Source organism: Paenibacillus turicensis, assembly GCF_017873435.1.
In the GTDB taxonomy this organism is placed as follows: Bacteria; Bacillota; Bacilli; order Paenibacillales; family Paenibacillaceae; genus Fontibacillus; species Fontibacillus turicensis.
In genome coordinates this window covers 57,269-75,203 of the sequence record NZ_JAGGKG010000017.1, presented here as the reverse complement: position 1 = coordinate 75,203, position 17,935 = coordinate 57,269, and the positions used below count along the sequence as shown (strand labels likewise).

Annotated in this window: 21 protein-coding genes; 3 read left to right on the top strand and 18 right to left on the bottom strand. The window is 41.1% G+C overall.

The window, feature by feature from the left end:
- Positions 1-5: 5 nt before the first annotated feature.
- The 10 genes from J2Z32_RS16390 to J2Z32_RS16345 all read right to left on the bottom strand — a co-directional run bounded on the left by J2Z32_RS16390 (position 6) and on the right by J2Z32_RS16345 (position 9,210).
- Positions 6-1,184 (bottom strand): D-alanyl-D-alanine carboxypeptidase family protein, encoded by a 1,179-nt coding sequence (locus J2Z32_RS16390; RefSeq protein ID WP_210090260.1) that lies wholly within the window; start codon positions 1,182-1,184, stop codon positions 6-8.
- A 206-nt stretch (positions 1,185-1,390) separates the two neighbouring features.
- A complete protein-coding gene (locus tag J2Z32_RS16385) occupies positions 1,391-2,218 on the bottom strand; it encodes a purine-nucleoside phosphorylase (protein WP_210090259.1) in 828 nt (275 codons plus the stop codon).
- 69 nt (positions 2,219-2,287) lie between these two features.
- A complete protein-coding gene (locus J2Z32_RS16380; protein WP_210090258.1) occupies positions 2,288-3,475 on the bottom strand; it encodes a phosphopentomutase in 1,188 nt (395 codons plus the stop codon).
- 6 nt (positions 3,476-3,481) lie between these two features.
- On the bottom strand, positions 3,482-4,399 hold the full coding sequence (gene xerD, locus J2Z32_RS16375) for a site-specific tyrosine recombinase XerD (protein WP_210090257.1): 918 nt from the start codon (positions 4,397-4,399) through the stop codon (positions 3,482-3,484).
- Between the two features lie 23 nt (positions 4,400-4,422).
- Positions 4,423-4,659: a DUF4227 family protein gene (locus J2Z32_RS16370; protein WP_210090256.1), complete on the bottom strand. Its 237-nt coding sequence runs from the start codon at positions 4,657-4,659 to the stop codon at positions 4,423-4,425.
- Between the two features lie 275 nt (positions 4,660-4,934).
- Entirely contained in the window at positions 4,935-5,942 is a 1,008-nt protein-coding gene (locus J2Z32_RS16365; RefSeq protein WP_210090255.1) for an ABC transporter substrate-binding protein, read from the bottom strand.
- 160 nt (positions 5,943-6,102) lie between these two features.
- The gene (fur, locus tag J2Z32_RS16360) at positions 6,103-6,564 is read right to left on the bottom strand and encodes a ferric iron uptake transcriptional regulator (protein WP_210090254.1); all 462 of its coding nucleotides are present in this window, start codon (positions 6,562-6,564) and stop codon (positions 6,103-6,105) included.
- A gap of 92 nt (positions 6,565-6,656) precedes the next feature.
- The gene (spoIIM, locus tag J2Z32_RS16355; protein ID WP_425343015.1) at positions 6,657-7,268 is read right to left on the bottom strand and encodes a stage II sporulation protein M; all 612 of its coding nucleotides are present in this window, start codon (positions 7,266-7,268) and stop codon (positions 6,657-6,659) included.
- 110 nt (positions 7,269-7,378) lie between these two features.
- Positions 7,379-8,548 carry an endonuclease Q family protein gene (locus J2Z32_RS16350; protein WP_210090293.1) on the bottom strand — a complete coding sequence of 390 codons (1,170 nt, stop codon included), beginning with the start codon at positions 8,546-8,548 and terminating at the stop codon, positions 7,379-7,381.
- Between the two features lie 92 nt (positions 8,549-8,640).
- Positions 8,641-9,210, bottom strand: a complete 570-nt coding sequence (locus J2Z32_RS16345) for an NUDIX domain-containing protein (RefSeq protein WP_210090253.1) — start codon at positions 9,208-9,210, stop codon at positions 8,641-8,643.
- A 143-nt stretch (positions 9,211-9,353) separates the two neighbouring features.
- Here J2Z32_RS16345 and mciZ point away from each other — a divergent pair, with 143 nt between their 5' ends.
- Entirely contained in the window at positions 9,354-9,521 is a 168-nt protein-coding gene (mciZ, locus tag J2Z32_RS16340; protein WP_210090252.1) for a Z-ring formation inhibitor MciZ, read from the top strand.
- Positions 9,514-10,095, top strand: a complete 582-nt coding sequence (locus J2Z32_RS16335; RefSeq protein WP_210090251.1) for a hypothetical protein — start codon at positions 9,514-9,516, stop codon at positions 10,093-10,095. Before mciZ ends, J2Z32_RS16335 begins: the two co-directional genes overlap by 8 nt.
- Before the next feature lie 59 nt (positions 10,096-10,154).
- Here the strand turns inward: J2Z32_RS16335 and J2Z32_RS16330 are convergent, their stop codons facing one another.
- Complete coding sequence (locus tag J2Z32_RS16330; RefSeq protein WP_210090250.1) at positions 10,155-11,279, bottom strand: M20/M25/M40 family metallo-hydrolase; 1,125 nt, start codon at positions 11,277-11,279, stop codon at positions 10,155-10,157.
- Positions 11,280-11,346: 67 nt separating this feature from the next.
- Here J2Z32_RS16330 and prli42 point away from each other — a divergent pair, with 67 nt between their 5' ends.
- A complete protein-coding gene (gene prli42, locus J2Z32_RS16325) occupies positions 11,347-11,445 on the top strand; it encodes a stressosome-associated protein Prli42 (protein WP_210090249.1) in 99 nt (32 codons plus the stop codon).
- 122 nt (positions 11,446-11,567) lie between these two features.
- Here prli42 and J2Z32_RS16320 read toward each other — a convergent pair whose 3' ends face one another.
- The 7 genes from J2Z32_RS16320 to J2Z32_RS16290 all read right to left on the bottom strand — a co-directional run bounded on the left by J2Z32_RS16320 (position 11,568) and on the right by J2Z32_RS16290 (position 17,727).
- Positions 11,568-12,995: a dihydrolipoamide acetyltransferase family protein gene (locus tag J2Z32_RS16320; RefSeq protein WP_210090248.1), complete on the bottom strand. Its 1,428-nt coding sequence runs from the start codon at positions 12,993-12,995 to the stop codon at positions 11,568-11,570.
- An 18-nt stretch (positions 12,996-13,013) separates the two neighbouring features.
- A complete protein-coding gene (locus tag J2Z32_RS16315) occupies positions 13,014-14,000 on the bottom strand; it encodes an alpha-ketoacid dehydrogenase subunit beta (protein ID WP_210090247.1) in 987 nt (328 codons plus the stop codon).
- A 2-nt stretch (positions 14,001-14,002) separates the two neighbouring features.
- A complete protein-coding gene (locus J2Z32_RS16310) occupies positions 14,003-15,028 on the bottom strand; it encodes a thiamine pyrophosphate-dependent dehydrogenase E1 component subunit alpha (protein WP_210090246.1) in 1,026 nt (341 codons plus the stop codon).
- Positions 15,029-15,170: 142 nt separating this feature from the next.
- Positions 15,171-16,592: a dihydrolipoyl dehydrogenase gene (gene lpdA / locus J2Z32_RS16305; RefSeq protein ID WP_210090245.1), complete on the bottom strand. Its 1,422-nt coding sequence runs from the start codon at positions 16,590-16,592 to the stop codon at positions 15,171-15,173.
- Positions 16,593-16,713: 121 nt separating this feature from the next.
- Positions 16,714-16,926, bottom strand: coding sequence for a hypothetical protein (locus J2Z32_RS16300; RefSeq protein ID WP_210090244.1), 213 nt, complete (start codon positions 16,924-16,926; stop codon positions 16,714-16,716).
- Between the two features lie 201 nt (positions 16,927-17,127).
- On the bottom strand, positions 17,128-17,412 hold the full coding sequence (locus J2Z32_RS16295) for an LCI fold-containing protein (protein ID WP_210090243.1): 285 nt from the start codon (positions 17,410-17,412) through the stop codon (positions 17,128-17,130).
- Between the two features lie 30 nt (positions 17,413-17,442).
- Entirely contained in the window at positions 17,443-17,727 is a 285-nt protein-coding gene (locus J2Z32_RS16290) for an LCI fold-containing protein (protein WP_210090242.1), read from the bottom strand.
- Positions 17,728-17,935: the final 208 nt, after the last annotated feature.

Genomic DNA, 17,935 nt, shown 5'->3' with positions numbered 1-17,935 from the left:
TGCTATCAATCTACAAAAAACAAGCGTGCTGTCGTACGTTTGAACAATGTCCACCAGCCTGCCTTACCGATATCATTGGCCGCGGTTAAATCAAATTCTCTTAGCAGCTTGTCCCCTTGATAAATAACAAGCTTCCCGACAACTTGTCCTGTCTTTACAGGAGCGGCAAGCTGATCAGGCACAACGAGCTTATGCGTAATCGCCGCATTGCCAGCACTTTTTTTAAGTAAAATTTGAATCGGCTTGCTTGCGGCTAGCTGTAGCTCAGATTGCTGTCCCTTTTTAATCTGTACCTTCCCAATCACTTCACCAGTTTTATAAATCGGCTGCAAGCGGTATTGAGAAAAGGCATAGTCAAACAGCGCTGTGACCTCACTGTTCCGCGTTTTTGTATTCGGCTCACCCATAACGACAGCGATTAAACGCATGCCATCACGTGATGCTGTAGCCGCTAAGCAAAACTTAGCCTCTGACGTATAGCCTGTTTTTAGTCCATCCGCACCATCATAAAAGCGAACGAGTTTGTTTGTATTTACTAACCAAAACGGCTTCTCTGAATCTTTACGTAAGTGATCCTGATAAGCGCCTGTGTATTTAATAATTTCAGGATATTTTAATAGCTCCCTGCTCATTACAGCAATATCGTGCGCAGAGCTATAATGATTGTCTTTAGGTAAGCCATTGCAATTTTCAAAATGAGTTTCCTTAAGTCCTAGCTCAGCAGCCTTCTCATTCATCATTTTTACAAATGCCTTCTCTGATCCACCAATATGCTCAGCTAATGCAACAGAAGCATCATTGCCTGAGGCCATCGCCACGCCCTTGAGTAAGTCATCTACAGTCATCTGCTCCCCTTGCTTCAAAAAGATTTGAGAGCCCCCCATAGACGCCGCGTATTCACTCGCTGTAACTAAGTCGGTTAGCTTTAGCTCACCTTTGCTTACAGCCTCCATCGTTAATAACATGGTCATGACCTTTGTAATGCTCGCTGGTGGCAATTTTTCATGACTTTTCTTCTCATAAATAACCGTACCTGTATCTGCATCCATTAAAATAGCAGAGCGGGCTTGCTCGGCTACAACTAAGCTGTCCTCATGAGAAGCTTCCTCCGCAAATGCACCTACACCTGTAATTGGCATAAGCAACAGCAAGGCTGAAAGCCATGTCAACATCAGCTTTTTCATGAAACCATCCTCCTCATTCACATTCGACATTCATTCTCCCATCTAGTATGAACGAAAAAAAGGAAGTTTATTCCTATAACATAAAAAAGCTATAACGACCTTAGTTCCCTTTGGTCTCAGCAGACAGCTTGGGAAAATGATCGTCATAGCTTTTCTTTTTTAAAATTACAGCATGCGTATGTTAAATATAGATTTAATTCTATTCTTTATTGTAGCTTAGGCACAATCGCCAATACTAAATTCAAGAACGTTTCACGTACTCGATCGGTTGTTTCCATCACTTCACCATGGGACAATGGCTGATCCAAAATGCCTGCTGCCATGTTACTAATACAAGACATCCCCAGCACTTCCATACCTGCATGACTTGCCACAATCACCTCAGCTACAGTGGACATACCTACGGCATCTGCACCTAACGTACGAAGCATTCTAATTTCTGCTGGCGTCTCATACGCAGGACCTAGCATACCAGCATAGACTCCTTCTCTTAGTGTAATGCCTTGACTCGCAGCTACCTCATGCGCCATTTGGCGAAGCGCCTTGCTATATGCCTCGGACATATCAGGGAAGCGAGGTCCAATCTCTGCTTCATTTGTGCCCACAAGTGGACTTTTGCCTGTCAAATTCAAATGATCTGAAATTAGCATTAAATCGCCTGGCTCATATTCAAGATTAACGCCACCTGCGGCATTGGTTACAAGTAAACGCTCCACACCTAATTGCTTCATGACACGTACAGGGAAGGCGGTAATTTCAGGCGCATAACCTTCATACATATGGAAGCGTCCCTTCATCAAAATGACAGGCACACCCTTTAGCTCACCCACAAGCAACTCTCCAGCATGACCTTCTACAGTTGAAGTTGGGAAATAAGGAATATCCTCATATTTTAATGTAACGGCATTTTCCATATAATCTGCTAAAACCCCTAAACCAGACCCTAAAATCAGTCCAACCTTTGGTGTCATTTTAGATTTCTCCGTAATATATGCTGCCGCTACAGACATCATTTTTTTCATTGACGTTGACATCGTGTATTCTCCTCTTCCATGACTTTATTATTTTAAATTACATCCATTTGCTTTTACGTTCGTAATTTGTTAAACAAGCTGACGTAAAAAGCTCTTTCCGTGATTGCTTGCGTTTACCCCAAAGTTGTCAGCAATTGTTGCTGCTAAATCGGCATAAGCACCTCTTACCCCAAGACTTCCATTACCTGTAAAAGAAGGGCTATATACTAACAAAGGTACATATTCACGAGTATGATCCGTTCCAGCATGAATCGGGTCATTTCCGTGGTCAGCGGTCAAAATAAGGATTTCGCCTTCCTTCACACTTGCCAGCATTTCAGGAAGATGAGCGTCAAACTCCTCCAATGCCTTCGCATAACCAACGGGATCTCTACGGTGTCCATATAGGGAATCAAAATCAACCAAATTCGTAAATAACAAGCCGTTAAAGTCTTCCTTCATTAGCTCAATTGTTTTTTCAATCCCATGTAGATTACTTTTCGTTGGATACGTTCTTGTAATGCCTTCACCACTAAAAATATCATTGATTTTACCTACAGCGATCACGTCTCTACCCGCAGCCTTTAGACTGTTTAACAAGGTTGGCTCAGGTGGGCTCACTGCATAATCATGACGATTAGGCGTACGTTTAAAATCACCTGGTGAGCCTACAAACGGCCGAGCGATAACACGTCCTACTGAGTATTCAGGCTCTAATGTCAGCTTGCGCGCGATCTCACAGGCACGATAAAGCTCATCTAGAGGAATCACGTCTTCATGCGCTGCAATTTGGAATACGCTATCTGCGGAGGTGTAGACGATAAACGCACCTGTCTCCATATGCTTCGCACCAAGCTCGTCCAAAATTTCTGTACCTGACGCTGGCTTGTTCCCAATCACCTTACGTCCTGTTTCATTCTCAAAGCGCGCGATTAAGTCTCGCGGGAAACCATTAGGATAAGTCTGAAAAGGAGTAGAAACCTTGAGTCCCATTAACTCCCAATGACCTGTCATCGTATCTTTACCCACAGAGATTTCTGCCATTTTACCGTAATAGCCACTTGGCTGATCGGCAGGTGTAATTTGTGCTAATGGAGCAATGTTTCCAAGTCCAAGCTGCTGCATATGAGGCAACTTTACATTTGGTACCTTTTCTAAAATATGACCTAACGTATGTGCGCCAGTATCGCCGTATTTTGGAGCATCAGGCAATTCGCCAATCCCTACACTATCTAATACAACCACCGTAATTTTGTTAAAAGGAACTTGCTTGTCCATTTTTCTTCACTCCTCATTGTGTAGTTCTTCATTTTCTTTTGCCCGCGGGTGAAAGGAGTCATACACGGATTTTAAATTTTGCTTTGAGCGCTGTAAGTACACTTGAATGGTTGAAATGTCACCATGTCCAAGCATCTCCTGCACTGCACGAATATCAGCACCCCGTTCTAACAAATGCGAAGCAAAGGAATGCCTTAACGTATGGGGGGTTAGTTCATCTGTAAGTCCAGCTTCCTTCCCATACTTTTTTATCATTTTCCAAAAGCCTTGTCTACTGATGCCCTGTCCCTGACGGTTCAAGAACAAATGACTGCTTGTCCCTTCCTTATGTAAGACAGGCAATGCTTCCTTCATATAACGTTGTATCCATTTTACCGTAACTGAGCCAATTGGTATAATTCTTTCTTTGCCAGCACTGCTCACCCCTCGTACAAAGCCATAATCCAAATCGATGTCCTGCACCTTAATGGAATTTAGCTCCGATACTCGTAAGCCTGTTGCATACAACATTTCAAGCATAGCCTTATCACGTAAACCTAATACTGTCGTCACATCTGGCATCGCAAGTAGCTTGTCTATCTCTTCAATGCTTAAAATGTGGGGAAGCTTTTTGTCATGCTTAGGCGTGTCTACCTTGACATAGGGATCTTGATGAATTACGCGCGCCGCAAGTAAATATTGAAAAAAAGCCTTTAAGCTAACAGAAGCTCGTGTAATCGTCGCTGACGCTTTTCCCCGTTCCTTTAATGTAGAGAAATAAAGCATAATGCTAGTACGTGTCACTTCTTCTAAATGATGAATATCCCTTTCCTGCAAAAAGCTAAGAAATTGCTTAACGTCTCTTTCATATGATTCTAGAGTTGCTCCGCGTAAGTCTTTTGTTTCCTCCACATACGTAATAAAGGAGGCTACCGCCTGCTCCATGCCTCTTCCCTCCTTAGGCAAGGTTACTCCCCATACCAAAAAAATAACTTTAAGCGCTCAGACATTTTATTAACCCCTGAAACACCATCCTGCTCGATATGAAACACCTTCACTGCTGAACCATCCGGTACACGATACTTATCCACAGGTAGCAAATAAATATCGATGACACCTAACAGTTTGTACAAAAAATAGGCAAGCATCATAAATATAATACTGTATTTGCAAAATCGTACTAGCTTCCGTACTGAAATAATCATGGTCTCTTCCCCCACTACATAAACTTGGCTTTTAATTTAGTATATCGTTTCTGTAGTGAGAATATGTTCCTTTCAATTATAACATAATCATATCCGTACATATTTAATTTCATGTTAAACGGAATGAAAAATAACGATTTATAATTTTATTAATACTTATATCGGAAATAAAGTGATTTAGTAATATATGCAAAAAGGCTGCCCTACTCAATTAAGTAGGGCAGTCTTTAGTCGGACATTCTCTAACCTGTTTTATGCTGAATTAGTTATTGAATTTATTTCACTAAACTAGTAAGTACATCATCAATCATCTGTCCGTTGGCGATTGCACCACTATATAACCAACTGTGATTACGATCGAAGGTAAAGACTTGATTTGCTTTTACAGCCTTCAATCCTTGCCAGATTGGGGCTTTAAGCGCTTCTGATCCGGTCTGAGCATCACTATCAATCAAAAAGATGTAATCTGCATCAAGCAAAGCTAGTTTTTCTTCTGAAATGGCATTCCAGTTAGCAGTTCCTGTGCTGGAAATCTCCTTTACTATCTCGGGGGCTTTCATGCCAAGATCGTGATACAATACCCCACCACTAGATTGATTCTCACTCACGACAAAAAACTTACCTGAGATCAACCAAATTGCAACAACTGATTTATCACCAATCGCAGCTTGAAGTGATTCCTTTGCTGCTTTTGCTTTAGCGTCATATTCCTCCAGCACCTTTTGCGCTTCTGCTTCCTTGCCTAATAATTCTCCAACTTTAGCCAATGCCTTACGCCAGTCTTTACTTATTTCATCACCTAACAAAAATGTCGGAGCAATTTTGCTGTATTGCTCATACTTTCCATCTTGACCTGTCCCACTTTCACCAAGAATAATGAGATCTGGATTATGCCCTGTTACCTCTTCATAAGGCAAGTCATAGGAAATTGCTGGAATATCCTTCAAGTCATTTTGTAAATAATTTTGCACTCCATTTTTCACAGACCATTGGACTATTGGTTTCACACCTAAAGCTACTAAATGATCTTCTAAGTATGAGGCAATAATACGCTCAGGATTAGCAGGAATTTTCACTGTGTTACCTGTTGCATCTGTAAGTTCTCGCTCTGTTGCTACCTGATTATTTGTTTTTGTTTCGTTATTTTGGTTTGCTGCTTCTTGCTTCACATTCCTGTCCTGCTTACTATTATCAGCATTGCCTCCACAAGCTGTGAGCCATAAAGAAGCAAGTAAAATGCTAATAAACACTAAAACCGCTTTCTTATTTTTGAACAAAGACATTACATCTTCCCCCTAAATAATTTCATTTTTTCAATGATAACGATTATCACTATCATAGTCAAGTAAAGTACAACAAAACTAACATAGCAATCTATAAATTTAAAAAAAGCCCCCCATAGGATAATTTATCCTATAGAGAGCTTCTCCAATTATGTTTTTATTAGGATTTGTCTGATTCTTTGTTTTTAGCATTACAGCGATGACACACACCATGGAAATCTAGACGGTGGTCCAATACTGTAAAATTAAATTCTTTATCTAAGCGTTCTTCAAGCTCACCAAGCCAATCCTCACGAATCTCATCCATCGCTCCACATTGCACACAAATTAAATGGTGGTGGTGATGCTTCGACGTATCTGTTCTTAGATCATATCTTGCTACGCCGTCACCAAAATTAATTTTTTCAACCACATGTAGTTCGCTAAGCAACTCAAGAGTCCGATAAACGGTTGCAAGCCCGATTTCAGGAGCTTTATCCTTTACAAGCATAAAGACATCTTCCGCACTGAGATGATCCTCTTCATTTTCGAGCAATACCCTTACCGTGGCTTCCCGCTGGGGTGTCAACTTGTAACCGTGGGATTGCAGCTGTTGCTTGATTTTCTCGATCTTTGCTTCCATGTTCTCCCTCCCCAAGGAATCGCCGCATAATCTTAAACCACTTCTTTCATTATATGGGGAGTGAAACAACAAAGTCAATATTTTACTAGAACTCAAGCCACAAGTCTCATCAGTATTGGTGTCACCCAGGTCTCAAAACAAGATGCAACTAAAATGACACCCGCCATCAACAAAATAATACTACAATACGATAGTAAAGAGGAATGATTGTGGTTAGGTAGCTTCATTAAAATGCGACTTCGGATAATCCCAAGTGAAAAGCTAGTTGCGGCTACACTGGCTGCTAACAGAGCTGGAATAACAATTAGGTTATGTGGTGCAACCGCCATGAGGGCAAATAGGAGTCCTTTCCAACTAAATTGGCCAACTAAACAGCCCACTGTGAAGCCAATTAATACACCTTTAAAGAAATCCAACACAAAAATACCTGGCAGACCAATGACAGATAATCCTAAAATCCAAATTAAGCCTAACCACTTCAAATGTAGGGCAGCCACTTTTGCAAATGAAAGCTGCTCATATTCCGTCCCTCCTTGCGATATGGAGGTAAAAAAATTACTTAAATATCTCGATAAATCCTGCTGTTGCTCTAAGCTTAACGCATTTACCAGCAAGGCTCCAAAAATAACGCCCATTAAAAATAACACAGACACAAACACATATAATGCAGTTTGATCCTTTAACGTATGGCGAAAATGATTCAGCATAATTGGAAGACTTCCTTTCATAGTTCAATTGCGATAACTAGTACATTTACTAATGCATTAACTAGTTCATATATCAAACTATGATTAGGCTTGTCTTGCTATGCCAATTATTTTTGCGCTTGCTCCATACGTTGAACTTTTCCATAAACGCCACCACCACCAACAGAAACGACAAGCTCTCCATGTCTTGCGCTACAGATGTAACCTGCTAGCTCAGATCCTACAATCGTATCCAGCTCTTCATACGATGCCTCATGCAAAATCGTCATTTCCGTACCAAAGGTTTCTAGTAAGCGACGAAGCTTAGCTGGACCTAGACCTGGAATAAATTCCAGAGGAATCTGATAGTAATAAGTGGGACGATGTGGGGGAAGCTTTGTGGTTTTGCGGTCAGCGATGCTTAATATCCGATCCATCACACCCGTAACGATTTTTTTACTGCCACAGGCTGGACACAATTCACCCTTAACGCCAATTGCATCCATATTTTTGCCACACTGTGTACAATGTGTGCGATGGTATTTGCCTAGCTTCGGATTCAGACCATAATTTCCAATTACCTTTCGACCCTCTTGGCGGAGTAAAGCTTTTTCAAATTCAAAATACGTTGGCTTTTGTAGCAAAAGCTTGTTATACTCTCTACCGATTTTTTTAAGAGAATGAGCATCTGAGTTGGTTAAAATCGTGTAGTCATCGAGTTCACTAATGAGTCCAGCCATATCATGATCCGCACTTAAGCCTAACTCCACCCCATGCAATAGCTTAGGATCAAGCACATCTCTCATTTTATCTGCACACGTGCCATAAATACTACGGTGAGGTGTAAATATATGGGCCGGGATCATCATGCCACCTCGACTGTATACCTCTTTTTGGATATCTAGCACTGGCGCATGAACACGCTGTGAGCTTAAGTTCACATTTTTCATCAAAGGCTTTAACCATGCTGTAAAGGCAACAATATCCGAAAAATAAGGGAAAAAGACAAGCACATGTGCAGGTCCCATCCCTGGCTCCCGAAATTCCAGCTCACTACCAAGCAGCAAGGTCGTTCCTTGATAGGAGATCCCCCCATCCTCAAGCTCAGTCATTTCGCCACAATCTAGCAAGGACTGAATATCGTGTTGAACACCAGGGGCATGGCAGTCAATAATACCTGCTAAATGAATGCCCTTCCGATCTCTGGCCTCTTTTGCAATATTTTCAAAGGTCAAATCACGACTGCCGCTTATTTTAACGGCTTGACCTTGGGACGTAGTCCCAATATGAATATGCATATCTGCATAATAAGCAGAAAGCTGTTCTATATGTTGATGTTCATCTTGATGTTCATGTTCATGTTGATCTTCGTTTAGTTTTTCGATCATGATCACAATCCTTTATCTTGTTTGTCCAATAAACCTTGTCTCCACGCGTACACCGCAAGGATCGTTTTCGCATCTGCAATGCGTCCCTCTGCAATATAAGCCTCACATTCCTCTAAGGTGGCTTCGTATACCTCTAAAAATTCGTCCTCATCTAAAGACATTTCCCCTTTTTGTAAATCGGAAGCAATGTATAAATGAATGATTTCATCCGCAAACCCAGGCGAAGTATAAAAGGAATGCAGCGGTTCGATCTTACCACAGGTATACCCCGTTTCCTCTTGTAGCTCCCGTTTTGCCGCTTCCATCGGGTCTTCACCCTTTTCTAGCTTGCCTGCGGGAATTTCCAGCTCACAACGTCCCATTGGTTGACGAAATTGATCTACCAGCAACAGGCGTCCATCATGCACAGCCAGCACGGACACTGCTCCTGGATGCTTGACAACCTCACGTGTCGCTTGATTACCATCCGGTAATTGCACAGTGTCCACCTGCAACGAAATGACTTTTCCCGTAAAAATAGCTTCTGTTGATAATGTTGTTTCATTTAGTGGGGATGACGATGATTTTTTCAATTAACTTCCTCCTAACGCCTTAGAGCGTAAAATAGCAATCTATTTTTTTGTCTTAAGTAGATAGTTTATTTAAGACATAACCTGTCCACCATGATCATATGGTGTTATTATAGCAAATCTATGTCAAAGGAGTGAGGCTTGTCATGAAATCGTATTTTGGTAATGGTCAGCTTACGTTACAAGGAAAGGCTTGGCAAATCCGTATTATGCTCAAACAATGGCTACGTAACTATCAAGCTGATGTTTTATTAAAGGATGTTGTAGCCATTCAAGGTACGGTAGAGCCTAAGGTGGCAGACTACCATGAATAAAGCAAAGCAAGTACATTTACACGTTGTTCCAGAGTCTAACAATAAACAGTCTATACCCATTGACATTTTGATAGAGCAATATGTTACTTCACAGCAATTTTCTGAGGCAGAGCACCTCGTTGCCCTTGATCCATGTGAATACATGTACAGCGTTTATATTGATGCTTTGTATAGACATGGCTATACTGAGCTTGTGAAGCAAAAGCTACTAGAATATGAGTGCAAAATAAAGCAAAGAGAGCAAAACATCCATAGCTATGCTTATTTCCAACTCACCTGGATAAAGGCTGTAATCGCCTATGATGATAGCAACTACGCTGAAGCTTCTCAGCTCTTTGAGACGTTAACCCTTTATCATCCACATGCAGGTCAGGCTTATTATGCTTTAGCCTCATCCTCTCTTCATGAAAACATACAAAATTTACATCGCAGAATTGAGCTCTATCATCCAACCCCCCAAGAAGTGGACAAAATTAATACGTACATTGCTCACCTAACAAAATGCATTCAAATTGTTGATGCAACAAACTGGCATACACAAGATCACAGCAAAGCTAAAAACCCGATTGCCTAATATGATGATTAGCGGCTCGGGTTTTTAGGCTATTGCTTACCTATATTAGCTTACTCATTTTACTTTACAGTTTGCTTAATTATTTCTAATAGCAGCTCTGTAATTTTTACGATATCGTCTTGTTTAATTCGTTCCTTTGTTGTATGAATATCCTCATAACCAATCGCAAGATTAACCGTTGGAATTCCTAACCCATTAAATACGTTAGCATCACTACCTCCACCTGACACGAACGTCGCACCAGATAGTCCAAGATTAGTAGCCGCACGTTTAGTTAGCTGTACAACAGGAGCATCCTCCTCTAAATGAAAGGCAGGATAAAACATTTCGCTCATAAACTCTCCACGTGCCCCAAAATCCTGACAAGCAGACTCCATCGCTTCCTTCATGGAAGCTAATTGTGCTTCTACTTTATTTTGAGACAAGCTACGAGCTTCACCATACAGCTTGACATAGTCAGGGACCACATTAGTCGCCCCACCACCTTCAAACTTCCCGATATTTGCGGTAGTGTCTTCACTAATACGTCCTAGCTTCATCCGAGCTATCGCTTTACCTGCGACTTGGATGGCACTAATTCCATCCTCTGGATTGACACCCGCATGTGCAGACTTACCAAAAATCTCAATCTCCACACGTGTTTGCGTTGGAGCAGCGACACAGATCGTACCCACCTCACCATTAGAATCAATCGCAAAGCCCATTTTTGCATCCAAATATTTGGCATCTAATGCGCGAGAGCCCTGCAAACCTGATTCCTCACCTGCGGTAATGACAAATTGAATTTGTCCATGGGGAAGGTTATTCTCACGAATGACCTGAATCACTTCAAACAAAGCCGCTAAACCAGCTTTATCGTCCGCACCTAAAATCGTCGTTCCATCACTACGAATCCAGCCATCATCACCAACGATCGCTTTAATTCCATTCCCTGGCGCAACCGTATCCATATGACAAGTGAGCAGGATCGGCTCTGCTTTGCTTGTTCCATCACCCTTTAACGTTGCAATGATGTTACCTGCACCATGGCCAGTTTTTTTGTAGGAATCATCCTCAATGACTTCTAATCCTAGGTCAGCTAATTGTTTTTTTAATACATCTGCGATATTCCGTTCATTTTTTGTTTCACTATCAATTGCAATAAGCTCCAGAAATTTTCCAATTACTCGTTCCTTCATGATCATTTTACTTTCCTCCTACGGAAATTTAGGTTAATATGATAAGAATGTTAATATTAAAGGAGAACCAGATATGTCTAAAAAAACATTTAAAATCGTCGTTTACATTATGCTATTTGCCATGGTTGGCTCTTCATTGCTTGCGTTATTAGAACCACTCCTATTTAGATAAGCAAAACCAAATATTGATATGTACTTAACCTAAAAGGAATTTAAGATTAAAACACGCAAAAAAAGTGAAAGAGACGGGATAACTACGCTCTATTTCACTTTTTTTGTTTTCTAGAGCCTCAATTAGTACACCTGTGTGTCTAACGTATAGCCCTCGATATTATCCTTCACACGTTGCATAAACCGTCCGCAAATGACGCCATCCAATATACGATGATCTAGTGACAGACATAAATTCGCCATCGAGCGAATCGCTAACATGTCATTAATAACAACCGGTTTTTTCACAATTGATTCAAACGTTAAAATTGCGGCTTGCGGGTAGTTAATAATAGGCTGAGACAAAATCGAGCCAAATGAACCTGTATTGTTTACCGTAAATGTCCCATTTTGCATGTCATCCAGTTTTAGCTTGCCTGCACGAACCTTGCTTGCCAAATCATCAATCTCTTTTGCTAAGCCTGCAATATTTTTCTGATCTGCCTTTTGAATGACTGGCGTTAACACGGAATCCTCCGTTCCTACCGCTAAGGAGATATTAATATCACGTTTTACGATAATTTTATCCACAGCCCACACGGAGTTCATAATTGGATAATCCTTAATCGCACTAACAACCGCCTTCATCATAAAGGCTAAGTACGTTAAATTAATGCCTTCCTTCTTCTTAAAGTCATCCTTCAGCTTATTTCTAAGCTGTACCATATTCGTAACGTCTACCTCGATCATCATCCAGCCATGCGGAATTTCCGATACACTTTGACGCATATTTCTAGCTATTGCACTTCGAATTGGTGTGACATCAATCAAGTATTCAGAACGATTGCCAGCCTCCACTTCAATTTTAGGAATGGCAGGCGTTTCAGATAAATGAAGTCCAGAATTGCGCACCGGTACTGCCTTAGGCTGCTCAACGGCAATTGGAGTAGGGTTAGCAGGTGCAGTAGGCACTGAGCTGATTGATGCAGCAGCTGCTGTTGACAATGTAGCTCCTGTTGATGATGTAGCTCCTTGGGACGATGTAGATGCACCAGACTGAATGTAATTAAGCACGTCTTTACGTGTAATTCTTCCTCCTAATCCAGAGCCTTGAAGCTGCTCTAGCGCAATTCCATGCTCTGCTGCAAGCGTTAATACCGCAGGAGAGTAACGCCCACGCAAGGCGGAGTTATCACTTCCACCACCGTTAGCATTCACATTTAATTGGTTTCCTATATTCACTTGATTGTTCATATTGGCTTGGTTGCTTGCATTCGCTTGGTTGTTCACATTGGCTTGACTATGTCCTTGCTCTTCACTGGCAACCTCAATCCGACAAATCAAATGTCCAACTGCAACCTCTTGCCCTTCATCAGCCAAAATTTCACCCATAACTCCGTCCATGGTAGACGGAATTTCTGCGTTGACCTTATCTGTGATGACCTCACAAATCGGTTCATATTCCTCAACATTATCCCCTGGTTTTTTTAACCACTTGGCGATCGTAGCCGATACTAAAGATTCTGCGAGCTGAGGCATGACAACATCTACTAGGTTTTTGCTTTTTAACATCACATTTTCACTCCTTGCTTAATACAGCGCTAGCTGTAGCATAGCTTCCTTCACTTTATCCTTGTTGAGCATAAAGAACTTTTCCATTGGCGGACTAATCGGCATTGCAGGCACATCTGGACCACACAAACGATTAATTGGTGCATCAAGCTCAAATAAACATTCTTCAGAAATAATGGCAGATACCTCTGCACCTACGCCACCCGTCTTGTTGTCCTCATGTACTATCAGTACCTTGCCGGTTTTTTTAGCCGCTGCGATGATCGCTTCACGATCAAGCGGTTGAAGTGTGCGCAAATCTAGTACATGCGCTGTAATTCCTTGCTCTTGCTCCAGCTCCTCTGCCGCTTGCATAATAAAATGAAGAGGTAAGCTATAGCTAATCACTGTAATATCGTCCCCTTCGCGTAGCAGGTTCGCCTTCCCAATTGGAACGATGTAATCATCCTCAGGCACATCTTCTTTAATAAGCTTGTAGCATTTTTTATTTTCAAAAAAGAGAACAGGATCAGGGTCACGAATTGCGGCCTTCAGTAAGCCTTTTGCATCATAAGCTGAATAAGGTGCGATAATTTTTAAGCCCGGTGTTCCAAAAAAGATCGACTCCGCACATTGGGAGTGGTATAAACCTCCAAAAATCCCACCACCAATCGGCGCACGTACAACAAGTGGACAAGTCCAATCATTGTTAGAGCGATAGCGGATTTTCGCAGCTTCACTAATAATTTGATTTGTTGCTGGCAACATAAAATCAGAATATTGCATTTCAGCAATCGGCTTCATCCCATACATCGCGGCACCAATCGCTACACCTGCAATCGCAGATTCTGCAAGTGGGGTATCAATCACACGTTCCTCGCCAAATTGCTCGATTAGGCCTTTGGTTGTTGTAAATACGCCACCTTTGACACCAACATCCTCACCCATAACAAATACGTTCTCATCACGCTGCATCTCCTCCTGCATGGCAAGTCGGATTGCGTCGATATATTCCATCACTGGCATAATTACTGATCCCCCTCACTATCACCATATACGTGTAGCAATGTATCCTCAGGCTTAGGAAATGGCGCAGCATCGGCATAGTCAATGGCATCCTTCAATTGCTTCTGAATATCCTTCACTAAGGCTTCATCCTGCTCCTCATCCCATAAGCCACATTCAATCAAATACGCTTTAAGCTTAGGAATTCCATCCTTCTCCCAGTTTGCATCCACTTCTTCCTTCGTTCTATAAGCCAGGTCATTATCAGACGTGGAATGTGGAGATAGACGATACATCATCGCTTCGATTAAGGTTGGCCCTTCACCTGCAATGGCACGCTCACGCGCTTCTTTGACGACACGGTAGACTTCAAGTGCATCATTACCATCTACACGTACACCAGGCATTCCGTATCCTACAGCACGATCTACAACTCTACCACCTAATTGCTTGCTCACTGGCACAGAAATTGCATACTGGTTGTTTTCGCACATTACAATGACAGGCAGCTTTTGCACACCTGCAAAATTCAAGCCCTCGTGGAAATCACCCTGATTACTTGAGCCTTCTCCAAACGTAACAAAGGAGACAAGTTTTTGTTTTTTCATTTTAGCAGCCAAAGCTACCCCTACCGCATGTGGCACCTGTGTTGTTACAGGGCTAGAGCCGGTTACAATACGTAGCTTCTTACTTCCAAAGTGTCCAGGCATTTGCCGTCCACCACTATTCGGATCTTCTGCCTTGGCAAAAGCACATAACATGAGCTCGCGTAATGTCATCCCTACACTAAGCACAAACCCATAATCACGATAATAAGGTAAAAAGTAATCCTTCTCCCGATCCAAAGCAAAAGCTGCCGCTACCTGCGCAACCTCTTGCCCAATCCCTGAAACGTGAAAGTTAATTTTCCCTGCACGTTGTAGCAATAGATTTCGTTCATCATATTTACGAGCGAGCAGGATATATTTGTACATGTCTACAACCTCAGCATCAGATAAACCAAGCTGCTTATGTCTTGACGTTGCTTCTGTCACACTTTTTACATTCATGGGAGTTCCCTCCTTCAATTATAAAAGATTAAAGCGATTTTAATTTAAATTAGAATCTTTATTGTCTCATCTTAAAACCTGGTACTAAATTAGTACCTGATACCAGTATACGCTTTTTTGCCAAAAAAAGAAAATGTTCATTTTAAACACTTGTTGCCATGCCATCTACAGCAAGCGCTGCTTCTCCTATAATTTCAGAAAGACTCGGATGTGCAAAGACAACTTGTCCAATCTCCCAAGGTGTTGCATCTAAAATTTGGGCTAAAGCAGCTTCATTTATAAGTTCCGTAACATGAGGCCCAATCATATGAACCCCCAAAATATCATTACTCTTGGCATCTGCTACAATTTTAACAAAACCGTCTTTTTCGCCTTGAATTAACGCTTTGCCGATTGCTGTAAATGGAACCTTACCCACCTTCACCTCATACCCCTGCGCTACCGCCTGCTGTTGACTTAACCCTAATGAGGCCACCTCTGGTGCACTATACACACAGCTTGGAACATGTAAACTATCAAACTTGTGTCCATGTTGATTCGCCAAATGATTTACAGCCACCACACCTTCATGACTCGCAACGTGTGCGAGCTGTAAGCCACCAATACAATCGCCAATCGCATAAATATGGGGCTCCGTAGTTTGCATATTTGAATTTACTTTAATAAATCCTTTTTCGAGAGCAATATCTGTGTTTTCAATTCCGATGTTATCTATATTTGCTTCACGGCCAATAGAGATTAATAGCTTGTCTGCTTGAAGTGTGATTTCTTTTTCTTTATGTTTAGCTGTGAGCTGTACGCTACCCTCTTGAACCGTATAAGAGGAAAGATCTATCATTGCGCCAGTGTAAATCGTTACGCCCTTTTTCTGTAATGCCTTACGGAGTTCATTTGCAATTTCTTCATCCTCATTAGGAAGGAGCTGCTCAGCCGCCTCCACTAAGGTTACTTTCACGCCAAAATCATTAAGCAAGGAAGCCCACTCCACGCCAATCACGCCTCCACCAATAATCATCATCGATGAAGGAAGCTCTTGTATTTCAAGTGCCTCATCACTGCTTAAAATGTATTCACCATCAGGTGACAAGCCCCCAAGTTGTCTTGGACGAGAGCCCGTTGCAATGATTAGATTAGTGGAAACTACCGTTTCCATCTCTCCATCTTCAAGCTCTACTGCCACCGCACCGCTTTTTGGCGAAAAAATAGAGGGACCAATCACTCGGCCTTTGCCCTGAATAACCTGAATTTTATTTTTACTCATTAAATATTGAATGCCTTTATGTAACTGGTCTACAATGGCTTGCTTGCGTTCTTGAACCTTAGGAAAAACAAGCTCTACACCTGTTGCTTCAATCCCGTATTTGATGCTTTCCTTCATTTGCGCATATAGCTCCGCACTACGTAATAACGCCTTACTAGGAATACAACCTCGATGAAGACATGTTCCACCCAATTTATCCTGCTCAATAATGACCACGTTTTTCCCCAATTGTGCTGCACGGATCGCCGCAACATATCCTCCTGTACCACCACCAAGAATAGCTACATCACATGTGATTGACATTCTCCTACCTCCATCGTTTTCATTTATAATCTATTACATTCATATATGAAACATACGTGTTAACTAGTATTTAATATTGTTAGCCCAACCCCAAACCTAGGACTTCAGGTTGTTGAGTCCACTATTCATATAATGCATCCTTTAATTTTGTAGACATACGGGAGCCCTTTTGAGAATGAAAAAGCACCGCTTTACGTAATCGCCCATTTTCTGCTTGCAGCTGCTGGGCTTGAAATAATAACTCACTAACCAACTGCTTATGCTCTGGCAACATGACCTCATCCTCTAACATTGCCTCAAACTTAGCTAAGTCCAGTCCTTGATCAAGACTCATATTTTGTTTCCTCCGAATAAATAAGACATTAATAACACAATAATTCCTGTCCTATTATAACATTCCTAAAATAACGAAAGCGAATCTAAATTGAGACTAAGATTTAACACTACATAAAAAAACACCACTATTAATTAGCTCAATGGTAAGGCTCACTGAAAACTAGTTAATAGGGTGTTTCTATTCTTTTTAATATTCTAGTTAAATATTAGCTTGATAATGACCAATATATTGACCGTTTGAATATGTGATCGCTTTGAGATACCAAGTAATACCATCCTCAGTAAAGGAATTAGCAAACTTATTTACTGAATTATATACATATCGATAATAAATCGACTGAATAGATACATCTGACTTTTCCGAGTTAATCTGTGTTGAAGAAGGGTTTAAACTTACATTTGTTTCACTTGCGAAGGCTGGAGCTGCTGTTATCAGTAGTGACAAAGAAAGCACGGAACTAAATAACGTTTTCTTTATGTTCATTGATAAAACACTCCTTTTAGTATTTAGAAATTAAGACACATGGCCTTCGTAACGGGCAACATATTGATTATGCTCATACGTAACTCCTTTTAAATACCAAGTCACTCCACCTTCCACGAAGGAATTCGCAAACTGGTTCACAGAGCGATAGATATATCTAGTCTCAATTTTTTGAATCGTCACATTGGAGGTAATTCCTGCTGTTGAGGAGGTAGCAGCTGAGCTTACATTTCCTTCACTTGCGAAGGCTGGAGCTGCTGTTACTAAAAGTGCTAAAGATAATACAGAACCAAACAACGTTTTTTTCATGTTCATTAATTAAACACTCCTTTTGGTTGTTTTTAGTTACATAAAGATAATAACCCTTTTAGACCATAATCAATCGTATTATCCATAAATTAGTCAATAAGTAACATTTCCCAATAAACATTAAGTCATTTTTAACATTTTTAGCATTTAATTTTTAGTATTTAATTTTTAGTATTTCACTTTTATATAATCAGTTCATTCGTTCATAAGAAAA